The 16860-nt window shown below is 62.3% G+C and carries 12 protein-coding genes; 10 read left to right on the forward strand and 2 right to left on the reverse strand.

Annotation, left to right across the window (positions count from 1 at the left end):
- Positions 1-32: 32 nt before the first annotated feature.
- The 9 genes from ACFSJC_RS03310 (at position 33) to ACFSJC_RS03350 (ending at position 11181) form a co-directional block, all read left to right on the forward strand.
- On the forward strand, positions 33-1175 hold the full coding sequence (locus ACFSJC_RS03310; protein WP_386023180.1) for an efflux RND transporter periplasmic adaptor subunit: 1143 nt from the start codon (positions 33-35) through the stop codon (positions 1173-1175).
- A 73-nt stretch (positions 1176-1248) separates the two neighbouring features.
- Positions 1249-5163 (forward strand): efflux RND transporter permease subunit, encoded by a 3915-nt coding sequence (locus ACFSJC_RS03315; protein WP_386023183.1) that lies wholly within the window; start codon positions 1249-1251, stop codon positions 5161-5163.
- A gap of 288 nt (positions 5164-5451) precedes the next feature.
- Positions 5452-5802, forward strand: coding sequence for a hypothetical protein (locus tag ACFSJC_RS03320; protein WP_386023186.1), 351 nt, complete (start codon positions 5452-5454; stop codon positions 5800-5802).
- Between the two features lie 158 nt (positions 5803-5960).
- Positions 5961-6722 carry a LolA-like protein gene (locus ACFSJC_RS03325; RefSeq protein ID WP_386023189.1) on the forward strand — a complete coding sequence of 254 codons (762 nt, stop codon included), beginning with the start codon at positions 5961-5963 and terminating at the stop codon, positions 6720-6722.
- Between the two features lie 47 nt (positions 6723-6769).
- Positions 6770-7411, forward strand: a complete 642-nt coding sequence (locus ACFSJC_RS03330; protein WP_386023191.1) for a nucleotide-binding protein — start codon at positions 6770-6772, stop codon at positions 7409-7411.
- A gap of 198 nt (positions 7412-7609) precedes the next feature.
- Complete coding sequence (locus ACFSJC_RS03335; protein ID WP_386023194.1) at positions 7610-8140, forward strand: hypothetical protein; 531 nt, start codon at positions 7610-7612, stop codon at positions 8138-8140.
- Positions 8141-8206: 66 nt separating this feature from the next.
- Positions 8207-9124 carry a 5'-nucleotidase gene (locus ACFSJC_RS03340; RefSeq protein WP_386023197.1) on the forward strand — a complete coding sequence of 306 codons (918 nt, stop codon included), beginning with the start codon at positions 8207-8209 and terminating at the stop codon, positions 9122-9124.
- Positions 9125-9318: 194 nt separating this feature from the next.
- Positions 9319-9924: a polysaccharide biosynthesis/export family protein gene (locus ACFSJC_RS03345; protein WP_386023200.1), complete on the forward strand. Its 606-nt coding sequence runs from the start codon at positions 9319-9321 to the stop codon at positions 9922-9924.
- 63 nt (positions 9925-9987) lie between these two features.
- Complete coding sequence (locus ACFSJC_RS03350) at positions 9988-11181, forward strand: porin family protein (RefSeq protein ID WP_386023203.1); 1194 nt, start codon at positions 9988-9990, stop codon at positions 11179-11181.
- Here the strand turns inward: ACFSJC_RS03350 and ACFSJC_RS03355 are convergent.
- Positions 11137-13374 carry an AAA family ATPase gene (locus tag ACFSJC_RS03355; protein ID WP_386023206.1) on the reverse strand — a complete coding sequence of 746 codons (2238 nt, stop codon included), beginning with the start codon at positions 13372-13374 and terminating at the stop codon, positions 11137-11139. The genes ACFSJC_RS03350 and ACFSJC_RS03355 overlap by 45 nt on opposite strands.
- Positions 13375-13585: 211 nt before the next feature.
- Between ACFSJC_RS03355 and ACFSJC_RS03360 the strand changes: the two genes are divergently transcribed.
- Positions 13586-14650, forward strand: coding sequence for a lytic transglycosylase domain-containing protein (locus tag ACFSJC_RS03360; RefSeq protein ID WP_386023209.1), 1065 nt, complete (start codon positions 13586-13588; stop codon positions 14648-14650).
- 15 nt (positions 14651-14665) lie between these two features.
- Here ACFSJC_RS03360 and ACFSJC_RS03365 read toward each other — a convergent pair whose 3' ends face one another.
- Complete coding sequence (locus tag ACFSJC_RS03365) at positions 14666-16753, reverse strand: EAL domain-containing response regulator (protein ID WP_386023212.1); 2088 nt, start codon at positions 16751-16753, stop codon at positions 14666-14668.
- Positions 16754-16860 lie beyond the last annotated feature (107 nt).

Consider the following 16860-nt stretch of genomic DNA (forward strand, 5'->3'; position numbering starts at 1 on the left):
ATCATTTGGTGTGCGATCCGATGGGAATACAGATGAGTAACGCGCCCGCTGTGCGCCTGTTCGCCTTTGCCTTGGCGGTTGTCCCGGGGTTGGTGCTCGGACAGGTCGGGGAGTCTTTCGTCGTTCAACAGACCCAGGGGGTGCCCACGGTATCGGTGGGTGGAACCGTGGTGCCCTATAAGGAGGTCACGCTCTCGGCTCAGCTGCCTGGGCGGGTGACCTTCATCGCCGGCCGCGAGGGCAATTCCTTCGAAGAGGGCAAGCTGCTGGTCGCCATCGACGACGAGGAACTGCTCGCCAACCGTCGTGCGCTGCTCGCCCAGATGGCCAGCGCCGACGCCAAGTTGCGCAATGCCGGGGTGCAGTACACGCGCGAGATCTATTCTCCCCAGTCCCGGAACGCCCCCGGTGGCATGGGGCTGCCCAACCTGTTCGACCAGATGTTCACCCGTCCGGTGGAGAGCTTCGTCGGCGAACGCGACCACTCCACCGAGCGTTCGGCCGATCTGTTCGCCTCCGGTATCCAGATCCAGGAAGCGCAGAGCGCCATGATGCGGCTGCAGGCGGAGTTGCAGGCGCTCGACTCCAAGATTCGCGATGCGCGCAGCATCTCGCCCTTCGCCGGCGTCATCGTCAAGAAGTTCGTCGAGGTGGGCGATACGGTTCAGCCCGGTCAGCCGCTGATCAATTTCGCCGACATCGAGTTTCTCCAGGTCGAGGTGGACGTACCGGCGCGTCTTCGCCCCGGCTTGCGCGAGGGTCAGATGATTCCGGCCGAGATCGATCCGGGCGATCGGCGCGTGCCGGTCCGGGTGGCTCAGATCTATCCCATGGCCGACCCGCAGCGCCATACGGTGAAGGTCAAGTTCGACCTTCCGCAGGGCGTCTCGGAGCCCGGCATGTACGCCAAGGTATTGGTTTCCGACGTCAACGCCCCGGTCAAGTCCAATCCGGTGATTCCGAAGAACGCCGTGCGCTACAACGGCAGTCTTCCAGGCGTCTATGTGCTCGACGACAGCGGTCGACCGCAGCTGCGTTTGATCCGCGTCGGCGAGGAGCTGAACGATGGTCTCATCACGGTTCTCAGCGGACTGCGCGCGGGCGAGCGGATTCTGCTCAATCCCGACCCTGGGGTGACGGCCGGTTGGTCGAAGGGAGGAGCTGCCGACCGCTGATGCGATCGGCGATACATCTCTCAGCCGGCCGCGACCGCGTGGCATCGGCCTGGACAGTCTGGATTGGATGGATATGAGTCAAGATCTCAGCGCACAGTCTTCGCAAGAACGCCCGTTGCCGTCGAAGTCCGAGCAATTGGGCGTTGCCGGCCGCACGGCCAAATTCTTCATTCGTTCCCCGCTTTCCCCGCTGTTCTATGTCGCCATGCTCATGATGGGGCTGCTGGGGCTCATCCTGACGCCGCGTCAGGAGGATCCGCAGATCTCGGTCCCCATGATCGACATCATGGTGCAGTATCCGGGCGCCTCGGCACAGCAGGTCGCCAACCTCGCGGTCCAGCCGCTCGAGCGGATCATGAGCGAGATCGCCGGCATCAAGCACGTCTATTCGGTGGCGCAGCGCGGGCAGGGGCTGGTCACGGTCGAGTTCGACGTCGGCGAGGAGATGGGGCCCTCGCTGGTCAAGGTGAACGACCGGCTCGCCTCCAACATGGACAAGATTCCGCCCGGAGTTCTGCCCCCGCTGGTCAAGAGCAAGGGAATCGACGACGTTCCCATCGTCACGCTGACGCTCTGGTCCAAGGATCTCGACCGCGACGGTGCGGCCGACGTCGACGACGCCCAGTTGCGTCTGCTCGCCCAGGACGTGCTCCAGGCGCTCAAGCAGGTCCCCGACACGGGCAACGCCTTCATCGTCGGCGGTCGTCGCGAGCAGGTGACCATCAACGTCTCGCCCGAGCGATTGTCGGGCTATCGCATCAGCCTCGATCAGGTCGCCCAGACCATCAAGGGCGCCAATGCCGAGACCACCGCCGGCGGCGTCGAGGTGAGCGGCTCGCGCTTCTCGGTGACCACGGGCGCCTTCCTGACCGGGGTCGAGGACATCGCCCGTCTGGTGGTCGGGACCTACAACGACGTCCCCGTCTATCTGCACGACGTTGCCGATATCCGGCTCGGTCCCGAGGAGGATGCCTCGCAGCTCGTCAGCTATTACAGCGGCGCCTCCGCCGAGGATGTCGAGCGGGCCGACGGCCGTCCTGCCGTGACCATCGCCATCGCCAAGAAGGAGCTGACCAACGGCGTCACCGTCGCCAATGCGATCATCGACAAGGTCGAGGAGCTGAAGGGGTCGCGCATTCCCGACAACGTCGAGGTGAGCGTCACCCGCAACTACGGCGAGACCGCCAACGACAAGGTCAACGAGCTGATCTTCAAGCTGATCGTCGCGACCGGCTTCGTCTTCTTGCTGGTGCTGGTGGCCTTCCGTGCGCTGCGTCCGGCGATCGTCGTCATGCTGGTCATTCCGGTCGTGCTCTTCATGACGGTCTTCGTCGCCTGGATCTGGGGCATGACCATCGACCGGGTGAGTCTGTTCGCGCTCATTTTCTCGATCGGCATCCTGGTCGACGACGCTATCGTGGTGGTCGAGAACATCTACCGGCGCTGGCTGGAGGAGGGGCGTACCGACGACGAGACGGCGGTCGACGCCGTGCGCGAGGTCGGCAACCCGACCATTCTCGCCACCTTCACCGTCATCGCGGCGCTGCTGCCGATGGGCTTCGTCAGCGGCATGATGGGGCCTTACATGGCGCCGATCCCCAAGCTCGGCTCGGTGGCCATGTTCATCTCGCTGTTCGCGGCCTTCGTCTTCACGCCCTACCTGGCGATCTCCAAGTGGCTGCGCCCCTCGATGCGCTATCTGAACGCCGCCGAGAAGCGCGAGCACCGCGACGCCGAGCGTCTGGAACGCTTCTTCCGGCGGATCCTGACCCCGCTGATGGAGAATTCGCGCAAGCGCGCCATCTTCCGGCTGACGCTTTGGGGCGCCTTTCTGTTCACCTGCTCCTTCTTCTACTTCCACTGGGTGGCGGTCAAGATGCTGCCGCTCGACAACAAGCCCGAGTTCTCGGTGGTCATCGATATGCCCGAGGGCACCGCGCTGCCGGTCACGGCCAACCTGGCCCATCGCATGGCCGAGCGGATCAAGGGGGTCCCGGAGGTGACCGCGATGCAGCTCTATGTGGGCACCGCGCGACCCTTCGACTTCAACGGCATGGTCCGTCACTACTATCTGCGTTCCGATCCTTGGCAGGCCGAGCTTCAGGTCCAGCTCAGCGACAAGCATGAGCGCGAACGCAGCAGTCACGAGATCGCGGTCGAGGCGCGCAAGCTGTTGGAACCCATAATGTCCGGCACCGGTGCCCGGATCGCCGTGGTCGAGATGCCGCCGGGGCCGCCGGTTCTCCAGTCGGTGGTGGCCGAGATCTATGGACCGAACACCGAACTGAGGCATCGGTTCGCGCGCGAGGTGACGGACTTCTTCGCCCAGGCCGAGAGCACGCGCGACGTCGACAACTATCTGCGAGATCCCTTCGATTACTGGCGCTTCAACGTCGATACCGAGAAGGCGGTGCGTCGCGGCATTTCGGTCGATACCATCAACCGCAATCTGTCGATGGCGCTCGGCGGCTCTCCGATGGGCGACATCAAACAGCAGGCCGGGCGCCAGAGCGGGCACGAGCCGATCCAGATCGCGCTGCAGGTGCCGTTGGCCGAGCGTTCCGAGATCCAGCGTCTCGGCGATCTGCCGATCCAGTCGAATCAAGGCTTCACCGTGCCTCTGAGCGAGCTTGGATTCTTCCAGCGCACGCCCGAGGAGGATCTCATCTATCACAAGGATCTGCGGCCGGTCGAGTTCGTGGTCTCGGATGTCGGCGGCCGTCTGGCGGCGCCCGTCTATGCCATGTTCCAGATTCAGGACCTGATGGCGGCGCAGAACTATACGGCGCCCGACGGCTCCAAGCCGGCGGCCGGTGGAGGCTTCGATGACGCCTTCTATTGGCTCGGCCCACCGCCCGACAACAGCCGCCTGGCGTGGGAGTGGGGCGGCGAATGGACCGTGACCTACGAGACCTTCCGCGACATGGGTGCGGCCTTCGGCGTGGCGCTGGTCCTCATCTATATCCTGGTGGTTTGGGAGTTCGGAAACTTCCGTATCCCGCTCGTCATCATGGCGCCCATTCCGCTGACCCTGCTGGGCATCATTCCGGCCCATTCGGTGATGTTCGCCCTGGGAATCGGTGGCGAGTTCACCGCGACCTCGATGATCGGTTGGATCGCGCTGGCCGGTATCATCGTGCGCAATTCCATCCTGCTGGTCGACTTCGCGATCCACGAGATCCAGAAGGGCGTACCGGTGGCCGAGGCCATGATCCGCTCCTGTAAGATCCGGACGCGTCCGATCCTCATCACCGCCCTGGCGCTGGTGGCCGGGTCCAGCGTCATCATCACGGACCCGATCTTCCAGGGCATGGCCATCTCGCTGCTGTCCGGCGTATTGGTCTCGACCATGTTGACTCTGATCGTGATTCCGCTGGGCTGCGTCGCGGCGAAGGAGGATATGTGCATGGTCGCCGGTGCGGGCATGCCGCCCGGCGTCGAAATGCCCTGTCGGGTGGAGGCCGGTGCCGCGCGGGTCGCGAAGGCGGTGAAGACCGGGCGTTTGCGGCGTCTGTTCGGCACGCTGGTCGAGTTCTTCGTGCTGTTTCTCTATGCGATTCGAGGCATCTTCCTGCTCCTGTTCGATGCCTTGAAGGGGCTGCGCAAGACCAAGCCCAAGGCGCGACCCGTGCGTCCCGAGCCGGTTGAGCAGCCACCAGCCGCCGAGCCCGCTCGCCCCGAAACCCCGCTCGCCCCTGAGCCGGAGCCGCCGACGGTACCGGCTGCGCTGGACGCGGGTGCGGCGCCCGAATCGGCGGTGCCTCCTCCGGCCAAGAAAACGGCCGCCAAAAAGTCGGTGGCCAAGAAGCCGGCGGCCAAGAAGACCGCAAGCAAGAAAACGGCGACGAAAAAGGCGGCGAGCAAGAAAACGGCCGCCTCCTCGCAGACGGCTCCGGCCAAGGCGGCGGGCGGTGCGACCCAGAAGAAGTCGCCTCGGCGCGGGATCCGTCTCAAGGTCGATGACGATACGGATCCCGATCGGAGCTGACGCGTGAGCCTCTGGATCCTTTCCGGCTTGGAGCGGGGCGTTCGCTCGGGCTTGCGGGGGCGCGGTTTGATCATCGCGCTCAGCTGTTGTTTTAGCCTGGAGTGCCTCGCCCAATCGGCCTCGGATTGGAGTTGGTCCGCCGCGCCGTCCTCGGGTTCTCGCTCTTGGGGTGAGCCTTCGGTCGCGGACAGTTGGCGTGGTCGTCCCATTGTCCATGAAGCGCCTTCGCCGGGTGACGTCTATTCGCCCGAGGACGCGGATGCGTGGCGCTTCGCTCCGAGGGGCGAGGTGCCGTCTGCGAGCGATGGCTACGGGGTTCGCTCGGAAGGCTCGGTCGGTTCGAGCTGGCGGGACGGTTCCGTTGCGGTGGGGGCGGGGTTCTCCGACTCGGTTCCGGCCCAAGGCTATCGTTTTCGTGACGATCCCTCGTTGAATGGGGCCGTCCGTCCTGGCGAGGACGCGAGCCGGTATCGCTTTCGTCCGCTCACGGACGCGGAGCGTCGATCGGCCACCGAGGAGAGGGATTCGGTCTGGCGTCCGTTCGACTCCGGCGAGGAGGGCCGGCGTCCGGCGGATCTCTACGATTCGATGCAGCCGCCGGATGGCGACTGGTATAACCAGCCCGGCGGCTGGCGTTGACTCGGGCTGGACAGGGTTTCCCTTACCCCAAGCTCGGCTGGCAGATGACCGCAACCAGTCCGCAAAGGACGGTGTGACGAGGAGCGGCAACCGATCAATCTACGGGTCGGATGTTCTCCGACAATCGCTTTGAGACGAAGACATCAGGGGAGCGAGGCATGATGAGAATGCGAAGATACGTTCAGATTGCGGCCTTCCTGTCGTCGGCAGTCGTCACGACGGCTGGCGCGCAGATCGCGGGAACCCAATTCTCGGCCGACATGGTCAGTCGAGGACCGGACGGTCAGGTCTCGACCGGCAAGATGTACGTGGGCGATCGCCGGATGCGTGTGGAAATGACCCAGCAGGGCAAGGAGGTCGTGCGCATCACCGATCAGAATCAGGGCCGCGAGCTGCTGCTCTTCCCCGACCGCAAGGCTTACATGGAGCGCGACCTGGCATCCAGTCAGCAGGATTCGCCCGCGTCGGCCAACGCCGATCCCTGCGCGGGACTGGAAGGTGTGAATTGCCGCAAGGTCGGCGAGGAGGATGTCGGTGGACGCGCGGCGGTAAAGTGGGAGATGTCGGTCGTGCGCGACGGTCGGACCCTCACGGGTGTCCAGTGGCTCGATGTCGAGCGCGGTCTGCCGCTCAAGTACCAGATGCCCAATGGCCAATCCATGGAGCTGCGGATGCTTGGCAAGGAGACCATCGACGGGCGCGCCGTGGAGAAGTGGGAGATGACGAGCTCCGCGCCCAATCAGCAGCCGGTGAAGACCTTTCAGTGGTACGACCCCGAGCTGAAGCTTTCGGTGCGCGAGGAATTCCCTGGCGGCTATGTCCGAGAGCTCGACGCGATTCAGGTCGGTGACCAACCGGACGCACTGTTCGGCATTCCGGCTGGCTATAGCCGTTTGGAGTCGCCCCCGACGCAGCAGTAGTCCGTCAGCGGATCACGGGATGACAGGCCCTTCTTCGGAAGAATGACATGATTACGATCGTCGGTAGTTTGAAAGGCGGGTCCGGTAAGAGCACCGTGACCTTCAATCTCGCCGTTTGGCTGGCGATGGCGGAACTGGACGTCATGCTCGTCGACGCCGATCCCCAGGCGACCCTGACGGATGTGGCCGACGTGCGCAAGGAGGAGGGGTTCTCGCCGCGCCTGGAGGTGAGAGATCGGGCCGCACTCTCGGAGGAGACGCTACGCTCGGCGGACGAGGCCCTGATCGACGTCGGGACCTCGGACATGGAAAGCATGCGCCTGGCCATGTCGCTGTGCGATCGGGTGGTGGTCCCCGTGCCGCCCTCGCAGGCCGATATCTGGTCGACGCAGCGTTACATCCAGTCCGTCTCCGAGGTCGAGCGCTCGACTCCGATCGAGATGCTGGGCTTCATCAACCGTGGCGATACGCACCATGCCGTGCAGGAGACCAACGAGGCCGCCGCCGCCTTGGTTTCGCTGCCGGGTATCCGTTTCATCAAGCCGCGTTTGTCGCAGCGCACGGTCTTTCGTCGCTCGTTCAGCGAGGGGCTGGCCGTCTTCGAACTCGAGTCTCGCGGCAAGGCGGCACGCGAGTTTCTTGGATTGGCCGCTGCGCTCTATCCGCATCTCGTGGGCGACACGCATTGATGTCGTGTGTGTTGGGCGCCATTGGCCATTGGCGGGCGCAGATGTCCTGTCCGGCGGTGTTTTTTGCGCATCCGGTCAATTCTGTTAAGCTCCCAGCCGATCTGACCGATCTGACCGATCGGCTCTATCGCGGGTGCTCCGTGCACGCATAACCAGATCGCACGCATCATCACAGCAAGGTAGGACACGATTCCCAATATGCCGGACAACGAGAAGCCCTCGGACTCGACCGCATCGGTCCAGACGGCCGATGGACAGGCAGCGAACCTCGATAGTGTCGATGCCCAGGTCAACGCCTTCGCGATCGATCGGCTCTCGCAGGCGTTCGAGACCAGCGCCAAGCGTTGGGAGCTGATCGTCTATCCCAGCCTCTTCGCCTTCATCATCCTTGCGGCCTATGGGTTCTATTTGGTGTTCAGTCTGGCGAAGGACGTGCACTATCTGGCGATTAGTGTCGATACCAACATGACGGTGCTGGCCAGCAACATGCAGTCGATCTCGGACAACATGGCCCAGATGAGTTCCGATATGCGGACCATGTCCGTCTCCGTCGATTCGATGGCGCGCGACGTGAACGCCTTGGAGCCGATGCTGGCGAGCATGCAGAACATGGATCGCTCGATGCAGAATATGACGGCCTCGACCTCTTCCATGCGTCGCGACATGGCGGTCATGAATCAGAGCATCAGTCGCCCGATGCAATTTATGAATGGGTTCATGCCTTGGTAATTCCTCGAATTCGCCGTCAGGTGTGCTGACCCCGGGAATTTCGATCCATCTCCTCCGAGGTCGACGATGTCGGTAGACTCCAAGGATATCGAAGCGGTTCGGCTGGTCGTCGCCATTTCCTCTCGGGCGCTGTTCGATCTCAGCGAATCCCATCGTGTGTTCGAGACGCAGGGGGTCGATGCCTACCGCGAGTATCAGGTCGCCCACGAGTCGGACATCCTCTCGCCCGGCGTCGCCTTTCCCTTGGTCAAGAAGTTGATGAGCCTTAATGCCACGCTGGAGCAGCGCGGGCGGGTCGAGGTCATCCTGCTGTCGCGCAACAGCTCGGACACGGGGTTGCGGGTCCTCACATCGGCCCATCATCATGGCCTGGATATCACCCGCGCGGCCTTCACCGGGGGCGCGAGTCCCTATCGCTACGTTTCGGCGTTTGGGGCGCATCTCTTTCTCTCGGCCGATCCGCTGGACGTGCGTCTCGCATTGGATGCGGGCTGCGCGGCGGCGACCGTCCTGCCTGCGTCCGCACCCTCGGCCGAGGCACACGAGGGTCAGGTGCGCATTGCCTTCGACGGCGACGCGGTCCTTTTCTCGGATGAGGCGGAACGTCTGTTTCGTCGGGAAGGGCTCGATGTGTTCAACGCGAGCGAGTTCGCCTCGGCGCACGAGCCGCTGGCCAGCGGTCCGTTCAAGGGATTCCTGTTCGCCGTCCATCGGCTTCAGGCGCTGTTTCCCCAGGACGCCTCTCCGCTGCGCACGGCTCTGGTGACCTCGCGTGGTGCGCCTTCGCACGAGCGTGTGATTCGCACCCTGAGAGACTGGGGCATTCGGATCGACGAGGCGCTGTTTCTCGGCGGCATGCGCAAGGCCGATTTTCTGCGTGCTTTCGATGCCGACATCTTTTTCGACGATCAGGAGACCCACTGCGAGGCGGCGAGCCTTCACGTTGCGACCGGTCATGTCCCGCATGGTGTCGCCAACGGCTGACCTGCGAGCCTTTTGGAGCGGGATTGCGGATGAAATAGGCGCTATAGAGTGAAGTGAGGTGACGGCGATGAACGTGAAGTTCTGTCGTTCGTGTGTGTTCCCTACCTGTTCGCTCGAATGGCGAAGTCGCTGGAAAAACCTATAGTGCGATGGTGTAATTCATTCATGGAATTCTGGAGTCGAGGTGTATCGAGATGGCACTGCTGAAGAGATCGAGCGTTTCGCGCCCCTGGATGCTGGGGCTGTCATTGGGGCTTCTGGTGTCATTCATGATCACGGCTACGATTCCCGCCCTGGCCGATCGGGCGGTGCCCGAAGGCTATCGTCTACAGGCCGGTGACATCGTCGCGGTCTCGGTTTGGCAGGAACCTGGTCTGGAACAATTGGTGTTGGTGCGTCCGGACGGTGGTATCTCGTTCCCCCTGGCCGGCGATTTGAATGCATCCGGATTGACCATTGAGGAGCTGACCGAGGCGCTCAAGAAACGGCTGAAGAAATACATTTCGGATCCGGTCGTCACCGTGACCCTACAGGAGATTCCGGGCAATCGGATCTATGTCATGGGGCGTGTCAACAAGCCGGGCGATTTTCCGCTGGTCACCCGCGATGTGACCGTCATCCAGGCGCTGGCCATGGCCGGTGGATTGACCCCTTTCGCGGACGAGAAGCACATCAAGGTGCTGCGCACGGAGAATGGTGGGCAGCGCTCGATTCCGTTCAACTATAAGGATATCCGTCGCGGCAAGGCGCTGGAGCAGAACATCATGCTCGAAGCCGGCGATGTCATCGTCGTTCCTTGAGTGAGTGGACGTGTCGGCGACGGGTTCGAGCCTATCGGTTGGGGGAATGCATCGATGGTGGTCGTGGATAAGCAGGCAGAACGGACTCGCCTTTCGTTCCCTCTGGGCCTCTTGTGTCTTCCCCTGGTCCTCGGCAGTTCCATCGTCGTTGCCGAGCAATGGTATGTCGAGCCGCGTGCCATTTTGGAGACCTACTACGACGATAATGTGCGTCTCACCAGCCGCGACGAGAGGAATACCTCAGTGGCGAACGTCCAGGCCGATGTCAAGGCCGGGCGGCGCACCGAGATCAGTGACATTCAGCTTGGCGCTCGACTCACGTCGAGTCAGTATTTCGAGGCGTCCGATCTCGACGAGACCGACGGTTCGCTGAACGCCTTGGCCTCCTATCGTCTCGGTCGCAGCAGCTTCAAGCTCAACGGGGCGTTCGATTACGACTCGACCCTTACGAGCGAGGTGGCGACCTCCGGGTACGTCCAGGTCAACAAGCGCAGGCAGCGTTTCTACATTGAGCCGACCTGGACCTATCAGCTGACGCCGCGTGCGAGCGCCGAGATGACGCTCAGTTACGAGGACATCGCTTATGAGGATGTCGATGTCATTCCGCTCTATAATTACGACTACGCGACGGCGGGCCTCACCTTCATCTATGCCCTGAGCGAGCGGTCTCAGGCGTTCGCGCGTGCGACTTTCGATCGCTATGAGGCGAGCGATGTCGGTCTGAAATCCGAGAGTACGGGGCTGCTCTTGGGGGCGAGCTATCAGCTTTCCGAGACGCTGTCCGCGAGCGCCTATGCCGGCGTGAGACAGACCTCGTCAGAGGTTCCGACTTGGTTGGGCGTGCTGAAGAGCGACAGTAGCGGCCCGCTGTTCCAGTTCGAGCTCAACAAGTCATTCGAGGTCGGTAGTCTGAATTTCTCGGCCGCTCGCTCCATGCTTCCGAGCAGTAACGGCGAGTTGCTGGATACGACTTCCCTCGCGCTCGCCTTCAATTATCCATTGAGTCCCAAATGGAATTTCAGGCTCGACGCCGATTTCTATCGCAATCGTTCCGAGGATGATGCCGGTTCAAGCTCGGATCGCGATTATGCCTCAGTCGCGCCACGCTTCGAACTCAAGTTGAGCGAGGAGCTGCGTCTTGCGCTGAGCTATCGGTATCGCTGGCAGAAATACGAACTCAGCGACGAAGCGGCCGTCTCCAACTCGATCCATCTATATCTGACCTACGTCTTTCCGCAGACGCTGATCGGGAAATAGCGACGGCTCGTTTTTCGCTTCTGGAGCGCGGGTCTCTATCAGGTCGATCTCGATTCGGCGGTTGACCAAGGGGCCGCGCGTCTGCTCCACCTCGGGTTCGACGAGGAGTTCGTCCTCGCCCTTCCCGACGGCCTTGATGCGCTCCGATGCGACCCCTGCTGCAATCAACATATCGGCCACCTTGGCCGCGCGTCTGTCGGAGAGCGACTGATTGAGTTCGCGGCTTCCTTTGCTGTCCGTGTGCGCGGTGACGACGATATCCAGCGTGGCGTTCTGCTTGGCGATTTCGGCAAGGCGTATGAGTAGGGTCAGCGCCTGTTGGTCCAGCTCTGCGCTACCGGGTCCGAACTGAACCCGGTCGGCTAGATTGATCCGAATCCGGTCGGGTGCGATGCGTTCTGGGGAGAGGCCCATGGAGGCGATCTCCTGTGCGGCTTCGGCGAGGTCGTTGTTCTTGTCAGCTTGGGGCGACACGGACTCGTCGGCGGTCTCTTCGACAGCTGGGATCTGGGCCGTGGATGTGCCTGGCTGTTCCGTCGAGGGGGCTGTCTCGGGCTTGTTCGCCGTGTCCGGGGTCTCTGGCGCCTGAGCCGTGACGGCGGTTTTCTCGGCTGTTACGGGTGCTTGGTTGTCTGTCGCATCCGCCGTCGGGGCGTCTGCCGATTGTGGTTGATTTGCGGCTTCAGCGGGTGGCGGAGGTGTTTGCGGGGGCTCTGGGGCAGCGCTCGTCTGTCTGGTCTCAGTCTGCTCGGTCGGTGCTGCTTGGGATGCCGTCACGGCCGATTTTGGGGGGCGTTCATGCCCCCAGAACACATAGGTGAGCGCCAAGACGAATCCCAGCCCGAGCCCCAGGGTGATGGCGAGGAATTCTTTCGTTCGTTGACGCTTGGGAACCTGTATGGATTCGAGTCGCTGCTGGGTGGCGGTAAAATCCGTCTGAGGTAGATCCTCCTCGGTGAGGCGGATCGGAGGAATGATGTCCTCGGCCTCGCGGTTTGCGACGCTTTGTATCACCAGTCCGTGAGCCTTGAGTGGCTGCCGCGTGTTTGGAACTGGATGTGTGGCTTCGTGCTCTGGCTCTGGCTCTGGCTCTGGCTCTGGCTCTGGCTCTGGCGAAGGGGGAGCGTCTGTGGGTCGTTCGGGGGAATGCGCGTTGCCGATCGCAGGCTCCTGTGGGGCATCCGTTGCGGTGACATAGCTACGGTCGTGGGGTTGCGATTCGGTCGAGGCGGGTTCGATCTCTGTTTCATTGTGCTCGCCGGTTGCCTCGGGTGCCGACTCCTCCAATAGCGGGGGAGGCTCCTCTTGGGTGTAGCCGACGGCCTCCATGAAGCGCTGGACGGCCTCCTCGGTCAAAGGGACGCGCTCATCCGAGTCGACGGCGAAGAGCAGGTGCGAGGCCTCCGATCGGACGAAATCGTCGATCGCCTTGCCGGTGACGACCCGTTCTCCCATGCCATACGAGAGTACGAGCGCGGTCTCGCAGATCAGGTTGATGATGCGCGGGATGCCCTTGCTGTAATGAAAGGCGGCATGGCAGGCGTCGGGGGTGAATATCTCCTTGCTGCCGCCGACGACGCGGAGTCTATGCCGGATGTAATGAAAGGTCTCTTCGGATGAGAGTCGGCCGAGATGATAGGACGCCGAAACACGCTGAATGAACTGCTCCAGCTCGGGTTTTCTGAGCTGTTGTCTGAGCTGGGGTTGGCCGAGCAGCAGGAGCTGTAGGACCAGATCCTTGTCGGCGTTGATATTGGATAGGAGACGGATCTCTTCGAGCCTTTCGAGACCGAGATTCTGCGCCTCGTCGATGATGAGCAGGGTCTTCTTGCCCTTTGCGTATTGTCTGAGCAGGAAATCGACGAAGGCTTGGTGCTGATCGAGTTTTTTGCCGCTCGGCGCATCGAGTTCGAATGCGGCGCAGACCCAGTCCATGATCTGTCCGAGCGATTGATGGGTGTTCGATATGAGCCCGACGGTCAATTCGTCATCGAGCTGACCGAGCAGATAACGCATCAGGGTCGTCTTGCCAGATCCGACTTCGCCGGTCAGTACGGTGAATCCGGATTGGTTATAGAGCCCGTATTCGACGAGTGTCAACGCCTCTTGATGGATCTTGCTCAGATAGAAGAAACTGGGGTCCGGGAGGAGCGAAAATGGTTTTTCGTCGAGTCCAAAAAAAGATTCGTACATCTTCGAATTCCCAGGGGGTGATTGACGTCCATAGAGGCATGGTGCCTTATCTGCGCGAAGATCGACCCGCCTGGGCCGAGGCCGCAGTTTAACAAACTCGGCCTGGGTTGTTTGATCGGTCAATGGGGGGCTCTGTGTTGCCCGCCCTTGAGTTGGCTGCTCGTCTTGAGTCGCCGTTCCAGATGCGTTTGCACGACCGTTAGGGGGAGTCATGAAAACCAGTGTCACCAGCGATTTCCACGCTCTTCCAGGTTTCGGCGCAGGGCCTTGGTTGGGCGTGAGACGCGCGCGGCCTCTCGGCGCTTTTGCGCCGAGTTTGGGTTTCGCACTCCTGTTCGCCCTGAGTTCGCATCTTGCGGTGTGCAAGGCGGCGGATGTGGTGGAGCAGGATGGTGGACAGGGTGAGGCGGCGGTGTCCGTCGTCCAGCCTGATGTCAGCGCGCCGACGACGTCCGACGCGACGTCGGCGCAGCCGGAGAACCCCGTCGCTCGTGAATTGCCCAAGCCGCCCGAGGGTGGCCCCGTTCCGTCGCGCTCGAGCATCAGGGCGACCATGGATCGCTATGCCGCGCGCTATCGCCTGGATCCGCTGTTGCTGCAGGCGCTCGTCGCTGTCGAGTCGGCCTATGATCCCCATGCCGTGTCGTTGGCCGGGGCCATTGGACTGATGCAGGTGATGTCTGAAACGGCCGGCGATTATGGTGTGGCCTCGCCTAATGCGCTCTTCGACGTCGAGACCAATCTGGACGTCGGGATACGCCATCTGAAGCGTCTGATCGAGAAATACGGCAGCCTGGGCCACGCGGTCATGGCCTACAACGCGGGTGAGGGCGCGATGGAGCAAGGAGGTGGCGTCGTCGCGTTTCCGGAAACCCAGGTCTACACCCGTCAGGTGCTGACGCGGTATCTGAGGACGAAGGGCGTCTCCCTCTATTCCAAGCGGGCGGAGACGCTGCTGGGAATGCCTCTAGCGACTGTTTTTGCAACGGTGGGTCCGGGTGCTCCGACACGGCCGGCGACGATTGGGTTTGCGCCGACGGGCCAGGGAATCGCTGGTGATTACGCTTGGCCGGGGCCGCTGGAGTCGTCTGGTACGAAGCAGCCGAGCTACGAGATGCCGACGCGTCTGATGAGTCGGTTGAACGCGCCGAACAACTCGCTGCTCAAGAGCCATCTGGAGGAGATGGCAAAGCGCCGAACCGGTTTGCCGAAGCAGAAGCCCCAGGTGAAAAGCCTCCAGGCGGAGAGCTTTTTCTATCCCCCAATGGGACGTTGATTCCGGGGCTGTCGATCAGGCCTGAACTTCGAGTGTCGGGGAGGGGCGCTGGAGGAAATTGCCCTGCACGTAATCGACACCGGCCGTCCAGAGTACGGTGAGGGCGCGGGCGTCCTCGACCCCGGTGACGATGCTCTTGACGTTGAATTCCTTGGCCAGGGTGGCGAGCTGCAGGAGCCGCTGCTGCTTGTCGGCGTCGTCGGCGAGTCCCTGGGCGAAGCTCGGTTTCAACAGGACGAAATCGAGCGAGAGCCCCTGTAGGATCAGTTCCGGCCGTTCGCTGACCCCGAATCGGTTGATCGCCACGCGGCATTTGATCTTCTTCAGTGTCTCGACCAGTTTGCTGAGGCTGGCCAGGTTGCCGACCACCAGTTCCTCCTGGAACTGGAAGGTGAGCCAATTGCCTCGGACGTCGAATTCGCGCAGACAGTCGCAGATCCAGAGAACGATGCTCGGGTTCCTGAAGGTATCCTCGGAGAGATTGACGAAAAGGCTGAGATTGTGTCCGGCCTTGCGCTGCTCGCCGATGACCCGGATCGACGAGCGGATCGTCCACTTGTCCACCTCCTCGATCAGTCCACTGCGGATGGCGGGGCCGATGAAATCCTTGGCTTCGAGCAGGTTTTCTTCCTCGTCCAGCAACCGTACCAGAACGCTGTAGTTTTCCTGATTATCGCCCATCAGGCTGATGATCGGCTGATAGACCAGCTTGAGCTGATCGTTGTGCAGCGCGTATTCGATCTTGCGCGCGATGCTGACGTCGCCGTCCTCGTCCTCGACCTCTTGCTTGACCCGCGCGGCGAGCGAGGTCGGCGGCGGCTGTCCGGGCACGTGATCCCGTTCGGTGAAATCGTGACCGATGCAGAGTCGGTGGGCGGCGTTGACGATGTCCTCGGCCGCCGCCGCGCGGTCGCTCACCAGGAAGTAGCCGATCTCGCAATCTGCGGAGGCGTCGTTCGTCGCGCGGCGCTGGCCGGGCAGGCGCGCCTGGCTGGTGATGCGCTCCGCCAGGGATTTGGCCTCGAATGCCCCTAGATCATCCACGATCAGTCCGAAACCGTCGTCTCCGAGTCGCGCGAGGAACCCCGTTCCGGCGACGACCTCTTCAAGCGCCTTGCCGAACTCCTCGAAGAGCTCGAGCGCATGAGTCAGGCCAAGATCTCGGAGGAGGTCGGCGCTGTTCTTGATGCGGATATAGAAAATGGCGAAGTCTCTGTCGACGAGACGTTCGTTGCCGATATGGGCTTCGATCTCGGCAAGGAAGCGGATGAGACCGAGCTCGTTGCCGGTTCCCTGGGCTTGGGTGTTGGCATTGGAGGTTGGCGCAGGGGCGTTTGTTTGGAGGATCAAGCGCAGGCAGGGTTCGGCGTCGAATTCGGAGGGCGCCGCTAGCAAGTGGGCGCCGAAAGGGCTGCCATCGGTCCGATGGCAAACGAGATCGAGTTCGATCGGAGTCGATGTCGTTTGGGAATTGTTCCCGCGCAGGATGTCTCGAACCCGTTTTTGCGCGTCGGGTTCGACCAGATCCAGGAAGGGCGTCGCCAGCACGTCATCCTTGGTCTCGAAACCAAAGAGGCTCAAATAGGCCGGATTCGTTTCTACGTGCAGGCCGTCTTGGATGAAGGCGACCCCTGCGCTCGTGACCTCAATGATTTCGAGCGCGCGTTGCTCGCAGTCCTTCATACGTCCGTTCAGGGTGTCCGCCTCGCGCCGCCGGAACAGGTCGGAGCGTTCGCGTGCAACCGCGAGCTTGAGACGTTCGCTGTCGCCGCTCTCGACGAGATCGCGCACGCCGGCGCGGCGTGCCTTGATCGTGAGACCCGCGTCGGTGTCGCCATCGGTGACCAGAATGAACGGGACGTCCGCGCTCAGCTTGCGGTAGGCCGTCAGCACTGCATCCAGGTCGAGGTCGCGGTCGCTGGCGAAACAGATGATGATGTCGCAGCCACGCTGCGCGATTGTCTCGGCGAGTCGGTCCGCATTTGGGATGCTGACGCTTTTCGACGCCAAACCCTCTTCGCGCAGTCCTCCTAAAAGTCTTTCTGACTCGCTGGTTTCTGTGGTGATGAGAAGCAGGTTCGCTGTTTGAGTGTGCGGTGACATGCTGGTTTCTGGGCTGGGCGAGGGAGGTCTCGAACCTCGTATGCGTTCTAGGATGCGACGACTGGAGTCGAAAGGCAACGCGTTTGGGCGTTTCCTCAATTGAGGCG

The sequence above is a fragment of the Thiorhodococcus fuscus genome (assembly GCF_042682685.1).
GTDB classification, from domain to species: domain Bacteria; phylum Pseudomonadota; class Gammaproteobacteria; order Chromatiales; family Chromatiaceae; genus Imhoffiella; species Imhoffiella fuscus.